This is a genomic window from Brevibacillus sp. NPDC003359 (genome assembly GCF_042878995.1).
Taxonomy (GTDB): domain Bacteria; phylum Bacillota; class Bacilli; order Brevibacillales; family Brevibacillaceae; genus Brevibacillus.
Genome location: NZ_JBIAOR010000001.1, coordinates 1,968,980 through 1,986,307, shown reverse-complemented (window position 1 = coordinate 1,986,307; position 17,328 = coordinate 1,968,980). Strand labels below are relative to the sequence as shown.

General features: G+C 46.4%; 17 protein-coding genes. 11 read left to right on the top strand and 6 right to left on the bottom strand.

The annotated features are described in order from the left end of the window. Positions 1–42 precede the first annotated feature (42 nt). The 4 genes from ACFYU8_RS09160 to ACFYU8_RS09145 all read left to right on the top strand — a co-directional run bounded on the left by ACFYU8_RS09160 (position 43) and on the right by ACFYU8_RS09145 (position 4,544). Positions 43–759 (top strand): response regulator transcription factor, encoded by a 717-nt coding sequence (locus ACFYU8_RS09160; protein ID WP_390293798.1) that lies wholly within the window; start codon positions 43–45, stop codon positions 757–759. Between the two features lie 290 nt (positions 760–1,049). Next, positions 1,050–1,784 (top strand): sensor histidine kinase, encoded by a 735-nt coding sequence (locus ACFYU8_RS09155; RefSeq protein ID WP_390293800.1) that lies wholly within the window; start codon positions 1,050–1,052, stop codon positions 1,782–1,784. Positions 1,785–1,843: 59 nt separating this feature from the next. Then, complete coding sequence (locus ACFYU8_RS09150; protein ID WP_390293802.1) at positions 1,844–2,611, top strand: ABC transporter ATP-binding protein; 768 nt, start codon at positions 1,844–1,846, stop codon at positions 2,609–2,611. Beyond that, positions 2,598–4,544 (top strand): FtsX-like permease family protein, encoded by a 1,947-nt coding sequence (locus ACFYU8_RS09145; RefSeq protein WP_390293804.1) that lies wholly within the window; start codon positions 2,598–2,600, stop codon positions 4,542–4,544. The genes ACFYU8_RS09150 and ACFYU8_RS09145 overlap by 14 nt, the downstream gene beginning before the upstream one ends. A gap of 57 nt (positions 4,545–4,601) precedes the next feature. On the opposite strand, the gene ACFYU8_RS09140 is transcribed toward ACFYU8_RS09145, so the two are convergent. Next, a complete protein-coding gene (locus ACFYU8_RS09140) occupies positions 4,602–5,390 on the bottom strand; it encodes a GDSL-type esterase/lipase family protein (RefSeq protein ID WP_390293807.1) in 789 nt (262 codons plus the stop codon). A gap of 129 nt (positions 5,391–5,519) precedes the next feature. Between ACFYU8_RS09140 and ACFYU8_RS09135 the strand changes: the two genes are divergently transcribed. From ACFYU8_RS09135 to ACFYU8_RS09125, 3 genes are all read left to right on the top strand, one after another. Continuing rightward, positions 5,520–6,479 (top strand): ABC transporter ATP-binding protein, encoded by a 960-nt coding sequence (locus ACFYU8_RS09135; RefSeq protein WP_390293809.1) that lies wholly within the window; start codon positions 5,520–5,522, stop codon positions 6,477–6,479. Then, the gene (locus ACFYU8_RS09130) at positions 6,445–7,440 is read left to right on the top strand and encodes an ABC transporter permease (protein WP_390293811.1); all 996 of its coding nucleotides are present in this window, start codon (positions 6,445–6,447) and stop codon (positions 7,438–7,440) included. Before ACFYU8_RS09135 ends, ACFYU8_RS09130 begins: the two co-directional genes overlap by 35 nt. Before the next feature lie 88 nt (positions 7,441–7,528). After that, on the top strand, positions 7,529–7,969 hold the full coding sequence (locus ACFYU8_RS09125; RefSeq protein WP_390293813.1) for a small multi-drug export protein: 441 nt from the start codon (positions 7,529–7,531) through the stop codon (positions 7,967–7,969). A 54-nt stretch (positions 7,970–8,023) separates the two neighbouring features. Here the strand turns inward: ACFYU8_RS09125 and ACFYU8_RS09120 are convergent, their stop codons facing one another. Further along, complete coding sequence (locus tag ACFYU8_RS09120) at positions 8,024–8,482, bottom strand: GNAT family N-acetyltransferase (protein ID WP_390297150.1); 459 nt, start codon at positions 8,480–8,482, stop codon at positions 8,024–8,026. A 148-nt stretch (positions 8,483–8,630) separates the two neighbouring features. Here ACFYU8_RS09120 and ACFYU8_RS09115 point away from each other — a divergent pair, with 148 nt between their 5' ends. After that, the gene (locus tag ACFYU8_RS09115; RefSeq protein ID WP_390293816.1) at positions 8,631–8,891 is read left to right on the top strand and encodes a DUF2573 family protein; all 261 of its coding nucleotides are present in this window, start codon (positions 8,631–8,633) and stop codon (positions 8,889–8,891) included. Positions 8,892–8,935: 44 nt separating this feature from the next. Here the strand turns inward: ACFYU8_RS09115 and ACFYU8_RS09110 are convergent, their stop codons facing one another. From ACFYU8_RS09110 to ACFYU8_RS09095, 4 genes are all read right to left on the bottom strand, one after another. After that, the gene (locus tag ACFYU8_RS09110; protein ID WP_390293818.1) at positions 8,936–9,772 is read right to left on the bottom strand and encodes a DUF1835 domain-containing protein; all 837 of its coding nucleotides are present in this window, start codon (positions 9,770–9,772) and stop codon (positions 8,936–8,938) included. Positions 9,773–9,910: 138 nt separating this feature from the next. Continuing rightward, complete coding sequence (locus tag ACFYU8_RS09105; protein WP_390293821.1) at positions 9,911–11,305, bottom strand: hypothetical protein; 1,395 nt, start codon at positions 11,303–11,305, stop codon at positions 9,911–9,913. After that, on the bottom strand, positions 11,286–11,855 hold the full coding sequence (locus tag ACFYU8_RS09100) for an RNA polymerase sigma factor (protein WP_390293823.1): 570 nt from the start codon (positions 11,853–11,855) through the stop codon (positions 11,286–11,288). The genes ACFYU8_RS09105 and ACFYU8_RS09100 overlap by 20 nt, the downstream gene beginning before the upstream one ends. Positions 11,856–11,907: 52 nt before the next feature. Then, a complete protein-coding gene (locus ACFYU8_RS09095) occupies positions 11,908–13,572 on the bottom strand; it encodes a DNA repair helicase XPB (RefSeq protein WP_390293825.1) in 1,665 nt (554 codons plus the stop codon). Between the two features lie 141 nt (positions 13,573–13,713). Here ACFYU8_RS09095 and ACFYU8_RS09090 point away from each other — a divergent pair, with 141 nt between their 5' ends. The 3 genes from ACFYU8_RS09090 (at position 13,714) to ACFYU8_RS09080 (ending at position 17,315) form a co-directional block, all read left to right on the top strand. Continuing rightward, the gene (locus ACFYU8_RS09090) at positions 13,714–15,033 is read left to right on the top strand and encodes a hemolysin family protein (protein WP_390293827.1); all 1,320 of its coding nucleotides are present in this window, start codon (positions 13,714–13,716) and stop codon (positions 15,031–15,033) included. A gap of 130 nt (positions 15,034–15,163) precedes the next feature. Beyond that, a complete protein-coding gene (locus tag ACFYU8_RS09085; protein WP_390293830.1) occupies positions 15,164–16,168 on the top strand; it encodes an ABC transporter substrate binding protein in 1,005 nt (334 codons plus the stop codon). A 91-nt stretch (positions 16,169–16,259) separates the two neighbouring features. Next, on the top strand, positions 16,260–17,315 hold the full coding sequence (locus tag ACFYU8_RS09080) for an ABC transporter substrate-binding protein (protein WP_390293833.1): 1,056 nt from the start codon (positions 16,260–16,262) through the stop codon (positions 17,313–17,315). Positions 17,316–17,328: the final 13 nt, after the last annotated feature.

Below are 17,328 nucleotides of genomic sequence, written 5' to 3'. Positions count from 1 at the left end.
TGTAATAAATACTACGATTGTACAAGGAAGAGGGGAATGTCTATGAGCGATAAGTTATTGTTGGTGGATGACGAGCAAGGACTGCTTGACATGTTAAAGTACCTGTTGACCAAAGAAGGATTTCAACATATTCAGTTAGCAACAAACGCCAAAGAAGCCCTTCGTTATGTAAATGAATGGCCATACGATCTTATCGTATTGGATATTATGCTGCCCGACATGGATGGATTTGAGTTATGCCGTCAACTCCGTGAAATGACGAAAGTGCCCATTTTATTTTTATCAGCGAAAACGATGGATATAGATAAAATCATGGGGTTAACCATAGGAGCTGATGATTACATTACAAAACCGTTTAATCCCCTCGAGGTGGTGGCCCGAATCAAAGCGCAGCTTCGCCGTCAGGAACTGGCGAAAGAGGGAACGGTGCATGCTGTAGACGTATACGATTTCGATACCTTTCAACTTTATAAACAGGAAGGACGGCTTGTCGTGCAGGGCCAGGAAATTAGCTGCCCTGCAAAAGAGTTTGAGCTTCTGAAATTCCTCTGTGAGCACCCTAACCAGATATTTAGTACACAGCACTTGTACGAACAAATATGGGGACAGAATAGCTATGGAGATGAGAATACCGTGATGGTCCATGTAAGGCGATTACGTCAAAAAATTGAAGCGGATCCGAACAATCCGACATTGATCGTGAATATGAGAGGATTGGGTTACAAGCTGGCGGCGAAGAAGAAGGAGTCCATGAAATGAAATTGCTAAGAAAATTGGTTCTGCATTACCTTTTGATTATTATTACGGTGTTCCTGGTTTCTCAAGCCGTCAATATATCTTCATACTACTTACATGTTTATATCGATTTTTGGGTTTTGTTTTTCGGCACTTTTTTACTAATCGCTTTGCTCTACAGCATAAAGATGAGTGCTCCCATTTTCTATTTTCTGAAATGGCTTGATCTACTATCACAGGGTATATACGAAGAACCCAAGCTTTCCCCAAGAAAGAAGCGATCCTTTCGATTGTATAAAGATTTGATCGTTAAGATGCAACAATTGACAAGCCGCCTGCGCCAAAACGAAATGGAGCGCAAAGAACTGGAAGCAATGCGCAAGGAATGGACCTCAGGGGTTACACATGACTTGAAAACTCCCCTTTCCTATATCCAGGGGTATTCCACCATGCTTCTGTCTGAAGATCACCATTGGACAGAGGAAGAACGTAAAACATTTCTAACGATCATGCAAGAAAAGGCGTTGCATATGCAGCAGTTAATTAACGATTTGAATGAAAGTTTTCAATTTGAAAACGGTGTAGTGCAGCTGGATAAAAAACAGACAGATATCATTCCGTTTCTCAGGAAACTGGTGGATGATGCGCAGTATCAACCGTCTGTGGGAAAATCTCTTCTTCACTTCCAGTCGGATAAAGAAACGCTTGTTTACCGCTATGACGAACATGTATTGAGACGAGCATTAACCAATTTTCTAATGAACGCGGTTATTCACAATCCTGCTGGTACGGAGATTACGCTTTCGGTCCAGTGCGATACGGAGTTGACCATCACGATAACGGATAATGGCATTGGCATGACCACAGAGGAACAGAAGAAGCTTTTCGAACGTTATTACCGCGGAACGTCTACCGATACACCCATCGGCGGAACGGGACTGGGTATGGCAATTGCCAAGCAGCTTATCGTCGCACATCGCGGTACGATCAAGGTCCAGAGCTCTCCCGGAAAGGGTACTACAATTAATATTTCTCTACCACTCGAATAGATGGCCCAAACCGATAGGATCACAGCATTGTAACGACAACATAGAAACGAGGAGAAAATATGGCGGTTATGCTGGAAGCACGAGAAGTTTGCAAAAAGTTTGTGAGTAAAAATCAATCATTTACCGCTCTTGAGAACATCAATATACAAGTGGAGGAAGGTGAATTCGTTGGCATTATGGGGCCGTCCGGTGCAGGGAAATCAACGCTTCTCCATGTTTTATCGACCGTTGACAGTCCCACCTCGGGGGATGTCAGGATTGCCGGGAAAAATCTGAGCACGATGAATGAGAAAAGGATGGCGCAATTCCGCCGTGAAGAAATCGGGTTTATTTTCCAAGATTATAACCTGCTGCATGCTTTAACGGTCCGTGAAAATATTGTTTTGCCATTGGCATTGGCTAAAGTAGATGCGAATGAAATAGAAGATCGTGTATTGGATGTAGCGACAACATTCGGGATTCACACTTTACTTGATAAATTCCCTAATGAAATTTCGGGTGGACAAAAGCAACGAACGGCTTCTTCCCGCGCGATTGTTACGAAACCAAACATCATCTTTGCCGATGAACCGACGGGGGCACTCGATTCCAAATCTGCACAGGACTTGCTGGAAAGTTTGAAAAGCTTAAACGAAACGCAGAAAGCAACGATCATGATGGTGACGCACGATGCATTTGCAGCGAGTTTTTGCGAGCGAATCCTGTTCATCAAAGATGGCGTCGTTTTTGAAGAATTGACACGCGAACAATCCTCTCGAAAAGCATTTTTCCAAGAAATACTGGATATGCTCTCGAAGATAGGCGGGAATATCAATGACGTTATTTAATGTAGCTACCCGCAATGTTCAACGAAGTTTCAAGCACTATTTACTCTATTTCATCTCGTTAGTGGGAAGTATCATCATTTTTTACACCTTTGTATCGTTGAGATATGAACCGACGATTGTCAAGCTTGTCCAAGAATCACTGGCGGCAGAGATACTGCTAACGGGCGGCGCGCTTGTACTCGTCTTGTTTATTACCGTCTTCATTATGTATTCGAGCCATTTCTTTGCTCATAAACGAAAAAACGAGATGGGCCTATATCTATTATTAGGCTTACGTAAAGGCCAAGTTGGGCGTATGATGCTGATGGAGAACTTCGTTATGGGGGCAATGGCGCTTCTTCTAGGTCTTGCTGGCGGAATGTTGTTATCGCGAATGTTTGTGAACATATTGCTTGCATTCGTCGGGATGAAAGTGGAATCCAGTTTTTCATTCTCCGCCTCGGCGATCGTGATAACCGTTGTTGCCTTCCTTATATTGATTGTCATCACATCATTTAGCGGGTACCGAATTGTATATCGTTTTTCCCTTCTTGAATTATTTAAAGCAGCAGGTAAAAAAGAAAAGGGACCTCGATCAAACGTGTATTTAGCAATGGTGGGTATGAGCTTTCTACTATTCGGCTACCTCATCCTTCTATTGCCTCTTACACCGAGTGTACCTTGGCAGGGTATCCCCATTCCCCTACTTGCTCTAGTCATTATTCTTTTATTAACGATGGGAACGTATTTGTTTATCGGATCTATGATTCCAACATGGTTGATTTGGTTGAGAACGAAAAAATCTGTCTTTTACAGAGGGACGAATCTGATTAGCATTTCACATTTAGGTTTTCGTTTGCGCACACAAATCAATCTGATGACGATGATTGTGATTTTGATTGCCAGTATCCTGACCGTGGTTGGTTTTACAAGCAGCCTTTACTTGACGATAGAAAAGCAAGCGAGCTCCTTCTCTCCGGTAAGTTACCAACTATCAAATTCTACTGAAGAGATTGACCGTCAAGTTGAGCAGCTACTAACAGAAAAAGTCGGAAAAGACGGGATCAAATTTCAAAAGAGAGTCGAGGTTGTGAACGTAACAGCAACGCCAGATTCTAAACTTCCCCTGCCCAAGGGTTATTCACCGAATTTTACGGTAATTGCAGTGACAGATTACAACACCATGTTGAGATTAGCAGATAAACAAGAAGAGACCATAGAAAAGATAGCTCTTCAGCATGCGGTTCCAGTTCTTGATTCCGAAGAATTACGTTCGGAAGAGATCGATCGGATATCGGGTCAAACCTTTTCGGTTCAATTGGGTGGAGCATTTGAAATAACTGCCGACCGCGCCAAAACGTATGCGCCCATGAGAAGCAATGAGGATATTTTGCTCGTTGTAAATGACGCTACCTTTGATCAAATGAAAAAAGGCAAAGCAAGTTCCTATAATCATTTGTTTCAGCTTAAAAAAGATAGCCCAGAGCTAGCGGAAGCATTTATGAGCTTGCAGGACAAATTTGCAGGTACCCATTTTATTTCTCAGCTCTATTTTTATAACAACAACATGTTCGTGACTGGACTGTTTTTATATGTAGGTCTGTTCCTGGGACTGGTCTTTTTGGCGGCTACAGGAAGTATTCTTTATTTTAAGCAAGTAGCGGAAGCGTACGCAGACCAGGAGCAATTTTCTCTGATGAAAAAGATTGGGATGGATAAGACCCAGATCACACAATCGATTTCCAGGCAGATCATGGTTATTTTCGGTTTGCCCTTGTTATTAGGGATCTTACACTCCATTGTTGTATTACGCTCTTATTTCACTAGTGCTGAGACCGGGATCGCCTGGCTCGTCTTATTGACCATCGTCGCCTATACCGTTATGTATTTGATTTACTATTGTTTGACCGTACGAACCTATATAAAAGTGGCATTTTCAAATTCAAATGCCTAAAATAGTCAAGCCGGTTACACCCATACTTGGTGAAAACCGGCATTTTTTATGCTTGGATCACTCTAGCGCTTGCAAGATACGCTCAGCGATACGCGCGTACCCAGCAGCATTCGGATGAAAATGGTCGGTGAACAAATAATTTTGTTCCTTTCTCAGGAACAAGTCGTAGGTCGGCACCACGAAGACTTGTGGATAGCGGGAAGCGATTTGGGACGCCTGATTGTTCCAGTCGAGTACGGGTCCGATGGTGTCGACCGAGGCTTCCGTATTCCCAAACGGATTGTACAACGAAGTATATACGATGGTCGCCGTCTTGTTGACGCTGCGAATCTGTTTGAGAATCTCTTCATAGTTGGCAGAGAGCTTATTGAGAGCTCCGGTCACTTTTTCTTTTTCGATGGTATACAGCCCGCCTGTCTGTCTGAACAAGTCGTTGCCGCCGATAGTAAATAGAATCAGATCAGCTTCAGCGAGCAGCTTCTTTACTTGCTCCTGGGACATTTGCTCCAATAGTTCCGTCGATTCCTGGCCACTGATGGCAAGGTTCGTCAATGTTATGGTCTGACCCGAATTTTTTTCCAGTGCTTGGCGGACGAGTCCCACATAGCCTTGACCACTTGCGTCACCTGCGCCGCGCGTGAGTGAATCTCCTAGAGCGACTACCTTATGAACGCCTTTTTCTGGCAAGGGAGCAGGAGGTTGTGCTTTCTCAGCAGGTGGAGTTGCGGTGGATGGGGCCAACTGCTGCGGATTCATCGCGAGGACAAACCCTGTTGCAAATAAGAGAAAAGAGAGTAAAGACAAGAGACCTGCCGTGCGCCAAAGAAGATGGCCGGATGTGCGCATCGGGTATCCTCCTATTCGTTTTAAAGTGTATGGTCATGGTATAATGTGGATGGACATCTTATGACAGTGTACCATAAACAGAACACCATCGTCAGTTGACGAGGGGAGACTCAGATAGGAGGGCGTACATTGGCCGAAACGGTCCTCACAGTAAAAGGATTGCAAAAAGCGATTGGCAAAAAGCCGATCATTCATGATATTACGTTTGACGTTTTCGCCGGAGAGGTATTTGGATTTCTCGGGCCGAATGGCGCAGGCAAAACCACCACGATCCGCATGCTCGTCGGTTTGGCAAAAGCGGATGGAGGAGATATCCGCATCGGAGGTATCTCTCTTCAGCAACAGTTTCCGCAAGCGATTGCGCAGGTTGGTTGTATCGTCGAAAATCCGGAGCTGTACAAGTTTTTGACGGGCAGAGAGAATCTGGAGCAGTTTGCGAGAATGAGTGGCGGTATTACGCCTGAACGTATTGAGGAAATAGTCCGCTTCGTTGATTTGGAGCGAGCGATTGATGATAAGGTGAAAACGTACTCGCTCGGAATGAGGCAGCGCCTAGGGATCGCACAGGCACTTTTGCACCGTCCGAAAATATTGATCCTGGACGAACCGACGAACGGTTTGGACCCGGCGGGGATCCGTGAGTTGCGCCAGTTTATTCGCAAGCTTGCCGAGGAAGAAGGGCTCGCTGTCTTCATTTCAAGTCACCTTCTCAGTGAAATTGAGATGATGTGCGACCGGGTGGCGATTATCAGCCAAGGGAAGGTCATTTCGGTTGGATTAGTCAAAGAACTGATGGGGCAGTTTGCTGATCAGGTCGATTGGACAATCCCGTCTTCCCACATACAAAAGGCCGAGGAAGTCTTGCGCAAACTACCAGCAGTGACTGACGTGTGGGTAGTTAGTGAAGAACGCCTGAAATCTCGCATGGATGTAGAAAAAGTGAGCGAGGCTAACCAAGCGTTGGTCAATAGCAGCATACCTGTAATGGGGATTGCGACGAAGACGGTTACGCTGGAAGACCTGTTCCTTACATTGACGGGAGGAGGGGGAAGTCATGGATCAGAGCATGGTGGGGCTCGTACAGAATGAAACCATAAAATTGCTGCGTCGGCGTCGTTTTCTCGTCGTTGTACTGATCTTGGCGATTTTGATCCCGATTTTTACATACGCGCAGTACCGCTCGGTTGTCACTGCACAAGAACGAATGGGGACGACCGACTGGCGTCCGCTATTGACCCAACAAATCGTCGATATGCAAAACAGGCTGGCATCAAGCCGTCTTCCCGAAGAGTGGCGGGATTTTATCAAGGTCAGGATCGCACAGCAGCAATATTATTTGGATCACGACATTAACCCGATGGCGCCGGGTGGACCTACATTCGCCCGTGGTTTTATGGATCAGGCCATTTCGATGTTTTTACCGATGATTATCGTCGTACTCGCGGTCGATCTCGTTTCTTCTGAGTTTAGCGAAGGGACGGTCAAGCTCTTACTGACGCGACCCGTACGGCGATGGAAGGTACTGACCAGTAAATACATCACTCTGCTGCTGTTTACCTCTCTGACGGTTCTCACGACACTGATTCTTGCCTATTTGCTCTCTGGGGTCGTGTTTGGCTATTCGGGGTGGGACCTGCCGATTTTGACTGGATTTGAAGTATCAGGAGGAGAACTGGAGACATCTGGCGCATTCATGTTGCCACAATGGCAATTTTTACTGATGCAGTATGGTCTCGGCTGGTTTGTCTGCGTCGTGGTTGCAACGGTAACACTCATGGTCTCTGTATTGGTTCGGAGTGCAGCTGCGGGGATGGGAATCATGATGGCAGCGTTAATCAGCGGAACGATCCTGACGCAGATGGCATCCTCCTGGGAATCGGCCAAATACTTGTTCGTGGTAAATTTGCAGCTTACGGATTATCTCAATGGAACACTGCCTCCGATTAAGGGGATGACGTTGCCGTTCTCGTTGACGGTATTGAGCGTATGGGCCATCGCAGCGTTGATCATTGCGTACGCGACCTTTATCCGTAGGGATGTCACATCCTAATTTGGCTTTTTCCGTTACTTTATTACATGTCTGCTCGTCTTTACCAAGACGAATGAAAAAGACAGCGAGAGGGGAAAGGCGAAACAGAATGGATGTATTATGGAAAGCAGGATCGGTGACACTATCTGGCATGCTTGAGCTGTGGGCAGCGATCCCTGTAGGTTTTATGTTGAAACTACCACCGGTGTTAATCGGAATATTTAGTGCGGTGGGTGCGATCATCAGCGCAGGTGTCGTCATTTTTCTGGGAGGCTCCTTGCGCACTTGGCTTTTAAAGCGTGTGGAGAAACGCAGCAAGCGTCAGGGGCGTATGTGGCAGATATGGGATAAATACGGGGTGATTGGCCTTGGCCTCGCTTCGCCGCTTTTAACAGGAGCACCCTTGGGAGCTGCTATCGGTATCTCGCTGGGAGCTCCTACGAAAAAGCTCATGTTGTGGATGTCGGTGGGCATCATTATCTGGAGTGTGTTATTGACGGCAGGAGTGGCTTTTGGTCTTTTGCACTTCATGGTACCAGAAGCGAAATAGCTTATATGCATGAAAAACCGCCATTTTTTTCTGGCGGTTTTTGTTCATACGAAATCACAAGGTGAGTCTGTAGACAATCTCTCCATCGTATACGTCACCGGTTTCTTCAAAACCAGATTGACTGTATAAATGCCTTGCACCTGCATTGCCCGGGCATACCGTCAAGTTGACAAATCGGCTTTGCGGGAAACGGTTCCGTACCGTATCCACTATCGCTACGAGAGCGGCTCTACCATATCCTTTGCCTTGATACTGTTGATCGATGAAAAAGCCGTTGAACCAGTAACACCAATCTGTTGATGCGTCATAGGTAATCATGACAAACCCAACCATTTTATCAGCGTCATACAGACAGAATGGTTCATATACGCAGTCGTCACCATCAGGGCGGATGTGAACCTTTGCCAATGAAACGGCAACAGATGGGACAAAGTGCTGCTGCTCATCATGCACCTGCAAGTGTAGTGCATCTTGCCAGTTATCCCTGGTTGTTGGAGTCAAGCGGATAAGTATGTCTTTGATAGGTCTTCACCTCGATCATCTTGATAGCTTAAGCGTAACCGATCACTCCTGAAAAATCTTCCTTTTCCACGTGGTCGTTTTTTCGTAAAATAAACCAAGGATACAAATAGAAAATGTTCCCGAAAGTGAGGTAACTGACATGGACGAGAAAAAAGAAGCGTTGGTCCCTGAACTGGAGGATCTAGTTCATAAATTTACAGAGTTGTTGACAGGAGAAGCGACTCCTGAACGCGTAGAAATGGTGAAAGTATGGTGCCTGTACACGACAATGGCAAAAGCGATGCCACCGCTGATTCAGCATTGGGGAAGCGAGCCAGAGCATATGGAAGCACGAAATCAAATTCGGGAAATCATCGAGCAAATCAAGCTGTGGAATCAGGAGAAAAATCAAAAGCATTAAAGATGAAAAAACGCTGTCTCTTTGCGAAAGAGAACAGCGTTTTTTTACTTCAACCGAATTTCTAACCGATGTAGAGGCATTAACTCTCCTCGGTACTCTAGCAGCCCCTGCTTGATCAGCTCATGAACACGGTGTATCAAATACGTGTCACCAATACATTGATCGCTTTCTCCCATGACGGTACCGATAACACGTGCAGCCTTTTGGAACTTTTTCGATGCATGTTCCAAGAGCGAGGCATCATAATAATCCTCCGAAACTGCTAGCACTTCACCTTGTTTGTAAACGCGCAGCATGCTTTCATCAGAAAGCGACCACTTTTCCCATTCGAGGATCAAGTTTTGTACGAGAGGCGCAGGCATATTCTTCTTTGCCTGATAAGCATCCATTACCAATCTAGGAGGGAGGGCACCCACGCTTTTTAATACATAAGATCCCTCAGTGCCGTCTAAGTCCCTTACTTTGTAATCGCTATCCACACTAAATGCGGTTACGTCGATTGTTTCGAACGAGAGATTTTTATCCTGAAGCATGGAGACAACATAGCTCATTCCTATGCCGTCAGATGCGTTCTGACCATGCCACAGAATTACGTTACTGCCGTCCGATATCTGTGATGAAAGGGTTTGATTTCGCAACAGGTATGCTTTTACCGTTGTCAGATCTTCGGGAGAGGTCCCTTCTACTCGTTTGAAAAAAGAATGAATCCATTCGATCCTTTCATCAAGCCCATTTGCCGTTTCCATTCGATGAAGCGGTCCAACCGAGAAATCATCCTCGATGCAGATGATGCTATCTGTCTGTAACAGATTTTGTTTGCGGAAAACGGATCGGAGTGTACCGTAGGCAGATAGGCCGAAGCAGATGTGAAATTTGTTCATAAGTTAGCTCCTCATGTTTATCTTCCTTCATTATATCGTAATTTGGATTTGAGCAAAAAATAGAATAGCCTCTTTTGATAGACAAAAAAGACACGCCCCTGAAAATCAGGTCGTGTCCTTTCAGTTGTAAAGAGCGTTTTACGAATTCCACGTGATATGTTTGGTAGCTTCCATTAATTCATTTAAGGTGACTCCGTTTGCGGTCACTACTACATACAACGATTGGTTGTCGGATTGAACGTTAAAATGAACCGAGTGCTGGGCTGTTGATCCTTTTGAATCGGTTTGATCAAAAGAAACAGCGATGGCCTGCTCTCCGTTGACTGCGAACAACTGAGTAGCGGAGAAAGTGCCTGGGATAGAGAGGCTGCGCTTGCCTTCTGTATTACGCACAACATCTATGCGAATCCAGTCGCTGTTCCGCTTGTAATCTGCTGTCAAGCGAGTCACCTTCTGGCTGGTTTCCGATTCATATTGGACCGATACCGTACTCATCGAGAACCCATTCGGTGCTTGTGTGAGGGCAGGCACGGGCATATCTGATGCTTGTACAGCGGTGTTCAAATCCGAGAAGGAGGAAAGTGTGATGGGCTGCTTCGCTGCCGTCGGCAACGCTGGACCCACTAATGCGTTCTCCGTTGTACCGCCATCCCCATTGTTTGGTTCCACTTCGGAGGCAATCCCAAAAGTCGTAGGTTTCTCTGCAGTAGAGCCATTGGCTCCCTTAGCGGCTACATGGTTACCAGTATTTGACGATTCGGCTGGAAGTTCCGATTTCGCTTTTGCCGTTTGATCAGCCGTATTTCCTTGCAGTCCTCGAGATGCCACGCTGTTCCGCTCGTCTTTCATTACTGTACGTGGCTCTGGTGTTGCTACTTTTTCCTGTGGTTTCACCATCGCAATCGCATTGTTCGATTGGGTAGGTGGTGCAGGAGGTGTATCTGTTGCAGGTGCAGTCGGAGCAACCTGCGATTTTGTAGCAGCGGACTCTGGATTGCTTTCTGCCTTCTTCATCGTCTGACTATCGGCAGCTGCTGGTAGGGAAGCGATAGCAGGTGCTTGAGCTGACGGTACCGGTTTTGATTCCGATTCGTCGTATGCAAAGGTGTTCTGGTTGTCTTGTATCCCGTTTTCTTGTATGGCGGCCATTTGAATATTATTCGGTGATAGCTGTTGGTATCCGACGAAACCAACTGCGAGTAAAACAGCCGCTGCGCTAACCCAGGCGTATGAAGGGAAGCCTTTGGTCCAACGCTTGTTTGGCTTTGCTATCACTGTGCTGGTTTGTTGCTCTGAAGATACAGTAGCGGCGTGAGGGGGTACACCATTTCCGGCGGTCTGGTAGATTGCTTGCATGATTCTGTCTTCCAGGTTCGCTTGAGGCAGTGGAACCTCCTTCAAGAACTGCACCTCCTCTTCTGTTGTCATTTGCGATTCTATCCAAGCGATGCATTCGTCACAGGTTTCAATATGCGAGTGCGAATCGCTATCTGTGTCATCTAGCCATGCTTTTCTAAATGCCTGGCAGTTCATGTACGAGCCCCCCTTCCTTGCGGGATAACAATTTTGCGAGTTCCTGACGAGCACGCAAGTAACGGACGCGAGCTGTAGATTCGGCGATGCCGAGGAGTGAAGCTATTTTTTCAAACGGATATTCGTGCGTACAGCGAAGGACGATCACTTCTCGATAAGAATCTGACAGTAAGTCAAAGGCCTCCTGGATTTCTCGCCGTTGCTCTTTTGTCATGAGCGATTCCTGAGGGGATTCGTCACGTGTATTGGATGGCACATAGGCCAATTGTTCATCCGAGTCATGATACTTTCGGCGACGCAAGAAGTCGATGCTCTTATTTCGGGCAAGCGTATGTAACCAAGAGGAAAACTGGCTGTCCCCGCGGAATGTGGACAGTTTTTCATACGCTTTTACAAATACTTCCTGAGTGAGATCCTCTGCATCAGAGCGATTGTTTACCATTTTGTAAATGAAAACGTAGATCATATGCTGATATCGCTGGATGAGGTCGCGATACGCTTCGATGTCGCCTTGAAGAATCCGCTGAATGATTTCGGCGTCGGATTGCATTGAATCTTTGGCCTCCCTTCCCTCTATGAGACGCTGGTTATTCGTAAACGTTTCAGACCAGCGTTTCCATTTCTATAATATCGTATGGATAGCCTTGTTCGACGAGAAAAAGCTGGCGATGGAGCGAAAACTCCTGCTCTCTCGTGTCTCGTGTTACTAATGTATAAAAATGGGCGGTATTGTTGTCTGTTTTGGGCCTTAAGATACGTCCTAGGCGCTGTGCCTCTTCTTGCCTAGAACCATACGTCCCGGAAATTTGGATCGCGACGTTGGCATCCGGCAAATCGACCGCAAAATTGGCTACCTTGGATACGATCAGGCGTGAAATTTCCCCTTTTTTAAACTGAGTGTACAAATACTCACGTTCTTTGTCCGGTACTTTTCCTGTAATGAGTGGCAGTTGGAGGGCCGTAGCCATCTGCTCAAGCTGATCGATATATTGCCCGATGATCAAAACGCGATCGTGGGCGTGCCTCTCCAATAGCTCGCGGACGACCTCCAGTTTTTTTGGATTTTCTGCCGCAATTCGAAACTTTTGACGAGCGCTTGCATGTGCATAAGCTTCTCGCCACTTCGGCTCAAAGGGGAGTCGAATTTCTCGGCAATGCGCTTCTGCGATCCAGCCTTGCTCTTCCATGACTTTCCATGGAACCTCGTACTTTTTTGGACCAATCAGGGTGAAAACATCTTCCTCCCGCCCGTCTTCACGAACAAGAGTAGCAGTCAGCCCAAGTCTGCGAGTGGCTTGAATCCCAGAAGTAACACGAAAGATGGGTGCGGGCAACAAATGCACCTCATCGTAAATAATAAGCCCCCAGTCGCGCTCTGAAAAGAGTTTCAGATGAGGAAAATCATCTTCGGCGGTGGGGCGGTATGTAAGAATTTGATAAGTCGCCACAGTTATCGGCTTGACTTCTTTGTTGTCACCAGTGTATTCGCCGACCATAGTTGGATCAAGGCCTGTTTTGTCCAAGAGCTCTGCGATCCATTGCCGAACGGAAGTGGTATTCGTTGTCAAAATGAGGGTGGCAGTTTGCAATTGGCAAATGGCACCAAGTCCAATGACGGTTTTTCCAGCACCACAGGGCAGGACGAGCACGCCGCTTCCCCCGGTCACGGCTCCACCAGAATAGAAGGTATCAACAGCTTCTTGTTGATAAGAACGCAGGGAGAATGCTCTGCCTTGGGATGTCGTTTCCCGCAAGCTGACTGCACAGGATTCGCCTTCTGTATAGCCCGCCAAATCCTGAACAGGAAACCCGAGCTTGATCAGCTCTTGCTTGATCAGTCCGCGCGCATAGCTTTTGATGATAAATTCGCTTTCAAAAAGAGCAGCGATTGATTTATAGCTGGTCACCTCTGCTAAAAGAAGTGGGTCATCACTTATTAATACGAGTTGATCACTAATGCGTTCCAAACGAAACAGGCCGTATTTTCGCATCGTATCATCTATCTCTTTGACGATGGTTGGCGGGACACCATACTTGCTGTAGTTGCCAAGTACGTCTGTTATCTCTTGTGATGTAAGACCAGATGCTGCCGCATTCCAAAGCGATAATGGGGTGATTCGATAGGTATGGATGTATTCTGGGTTCTTGATTAGCTCAGTAAAACCGCTGATAGCTTGTCTGGCCTCGGGAAATAAAGGATGCTGAGTTTCCAACAATATCGTCCGATCGCTTTGAACGATCAAGGGCAGGTCTGGACGGTACGACAATAGACTCACCTCGTTACAAAAGGGCATAGGAATCAGCACTATGGTATCACAATCTCGAAAAGAAAGAAAAACGAACAGGTAACATTTTGGCTAGGATGGGAAACAATATCCCAAAGCATGGACGGAAAGGATGGAGGGAGCATGGCAATTTGGGGAAGCTTGTTTAATTTGGTCTTGGTCATGATCCTCGTATTCCTGAACGGGTTCTTTGTTGCGACTGAATTCGCGATTGTAAAAGTAAGGGAATCGCGCATTGCCCAGCTCGCTGCGGAAGGAAACATGCGTGCTGTTGACGTTGAGAGGGTTCTGCACAATTTGGATGCCTATCTCTCCGCGTGCCAACTTGGGATTACGCTGGCTTCATTAGGACTTGGTTGGTTGGGAGAGCCTGCCATCGCGCATCTCTTGCATCCTGTATTCCGTTATTTCCAATTAAATGAAACGTTCGTTGCCAGTATTTCCTTTATTATCGCTTTTTCGCTGATTACGTTTTTACATATCGTGTTGGGGGAGTTGGCTCCTAAGACACTGGCTATTCAATACTCCGAAAAAGTAGTACTTGCGGTTGCCAAGCCGATCCAACTTTTTTACAAAATCATGTATCCCTTTATTCAAATGCTGAACTGGGCCGCGAGTCGTTTTCTTGCACTCTTTCATATATCCTTGGAGCCGCATCAGGAAGCACATACAGAAGAAGAGATTCGCATTCTCGTCAACGAAAGTCATAAAAGCGGCTTGATTGATCAAACCGAACTGATGCTGGTCGATAATATTTTTGATTTCTCGGAGACGATGGCAAGAGAAATCATGGTTCCGCGTACGGATATGGTTGTCTTGAACCTGCGCGATGCATTTGACGAGAACGTCAAGCATGTCCAAAACGGACGGTTTACCCGCTATCCGGTTGTGGATGGTGACAAGGACCATGTTGTGGGTAGCTTGCACATCAAGGATATGCTGACAGGGCTTTTGGAAGGAGAGAGCAATGATCTTCAGACATTCATGCGTCCTATTTTGACTGTACCGGAGACGATCTCGATCAGCCGGTTGTTGACCATGCTGCAAAAACAACGAGGGCAAATGGCGATTATCATTGACGAGTATGGGGGCACTGCGGGCTTGGTGACTCTCGAAGATATAATGGAAGAAATTGTTGGTGACATTCAGGACGAGTTCGATGACGAGCGCCCAGAGGTGGAGCGCAGTGACGGTATGCTGTCATTGGACGGGCGTATGCTACTGGAAGAAGTCGGCGATTATTTGGACATCGATTTGGAGTCGAGCGATGTAGATACGCTTGCAGGGTGGATTTACATGCAAATCGACCATCCGCCGCGCGTGGGGGATCGGGTAAAAGAGGGGAAGTATGAATTTGTCGTGGGAGAGGTCGATCATTACAGAATCACCAGGGTATATGTAAACAAAATCGGTAAAGCAGAGGACGAGATCAGTTCCACGTGAGTGAGCAAAGGGGGCTTCTCAATGCGCAATAATATGCTATAATGGGACACAAGTTGCATAGATGGTAACGAGCCTAATTGCTTAGGGTGATTAGAGCAGCAGAGAGTAGAGACTAGAGGAGGAAGTACAGATGAGACGAGCAGTCAGTATGGTACTGACCGCATTGCTGGCGTTTTCTTTGGCAGCATGTGGTAATGAAACAGGTGGAAAAACAGAGACAGCAGCAACGACAGGCCAAGGACAAACAGTGAAACTGGGGCTGACGCAATTCGTGGAGCACCCTGCACTGGATGCGATTCATAAAGGAGTTTTGGATGGTCTGAAAGATGCTGGCTATGAAGAGGGCAAGAACTTAGAGGTAGACTCCCAGAACGCCCATGGCGACATGAACAATACGGTCTCGATCGCACAAAAGTATGCCGGAGATAAAAAGGATATTGTCGTAGCGATTGCGACACCATCCGCTCAGGCTGCAGCGAAGGCGATTGCTGACAATCCTGTAATTTTCAGTTCCGTAACAGACCCACTCTCAGCTCAACTGGTCGGCAGTCTGGAGAAGCCAGACAAAAATGTGACCGGGACGTCCGATAAAGTATCGATGGAACAACAATTGAAGCTGGTGAAAGCCTTCCTGCCTGAGCTTAAAAAGCTGGGCGTGATCTATACGACCTCCGAAATTAACTCAGAGGTACAGGTCAAGGAATTGGAAGACGCAGCGCAAAAAGAAGGCGTAGAAATCATCAAGGCAGGCATTTCGCAGCTATCCGAAGTGCAACTGGCAGCTCAAGGGCTTACTAGTAAAGCAGATGCCATTATAATCCCAATTGACAACACCGTCGTATCTTCATTTGAAGCGGTACTCGGAGCAGCAGAGGAAAACAAAATCCCTGTCTTTGCTTCTGATACCGATACAGTGAAGCGTGGAGCGGTGGCTACTTATGGGATTGATTACTACCAAATCGGTAAACAAACAGGCGATATGGCTGCCCGTATCTTAAAAGGGCATAGTGTTGCTGATACTCCTGTAGAGATTTCGAAACAAGCTGATTTGTATATTAATGAAACAGCTGCTGCAAAGTTTGGGCTCACTATTTCAGAGGCACTCAAACAACAGGCGAAAGACATCATCAAGTAAAAAGAGAGCGTCATGCTCTCTTTTTATTCTTTTAAAACGGTTTTATCCATGTTAAACTGTAGAAAAAAATTCACGAGGGGGAATTCACCAAATGTTCAAACAAAAGAAGAGTATTAAGATTTTTCAGAGTTTTTTATTTCCTTTATTGCTTTTGTCTGTTACCGCTTGTGGACAGCAAAGCGCTACCCCTGCAAACAATTCTACCCCAGCCCCTTCAAACACGACGGCACCTGCTCCGTCTACTGAAACCAAGCAGCTGACAATTGGAATTGCCCAATTCGTTGAACACCCTGCTTTGGATGCAGCAAGAGAAGGCTTTATCAGCCAACTGGCTAAAAACGGCTACGAAAAAGACAAGCAAGTAAAAATCGATGTGCAATCCGCTCAGGCGAGCATGGATACAGCGATTCAGATTGCTCAAAAATTTGAGGCTGACAAAGTAGATTTGGTGTTGGCCATTGCGACTCCGACGGCACAAGCTGCCGCACAAACCAGTAAGACAATTCCGATCCTGTTTACTGCGGTAACAGATCCGGTAGAAGCTGGTCTGGTTGCAGCGATGGACAAGCCAGGTGCGAACGTAACAGGCACATCGGATATGAACCCTGTCGAGGAGCAATTGAAGCTGATCAAAGAAATGAAAGCTGATGCGAAATCTGTTGGAATCATTTATAGTTCTGGTGAAGTCAACTCCAAAGTACAGGTGGATGCGGCAAAAGCTGTAGCCGGCAAGCTTGGTTTAGAAATTAAAGAAGCGGCGATTACGAGCGCAACGGAAGTGAAGCAAGCAGCTGAGTCCATGGTGGGCAAAGTAGATGCTTTCTATGTACCGACTGACAATATGGTTGTATCTTCGATTGCAGCAGTTATCGGTGTAGCCGAAGCACAAAAAATTCCAGTAATCGCAGGTGAAGAAAACTCTGTGAAGAGCGGAGCGATCGCCACCTACGGGATCGACTACACGAAGCTGGGCGAGCAAACAGCTGATATGGCAGCAAAAATCCTGAAGGGTGAAGCGAAGCCAGCAGATATGGCTGTTGAAGTGCAAGCAGACATGAAGCTCGTATTGAATAAGAAAGCAGCGGAAAAAATGGGTGTGACGATTCCGCAAGCCATGCTCGACCGTGCTGGACAAGTGATCGAGTAATAAATGCAGTAAT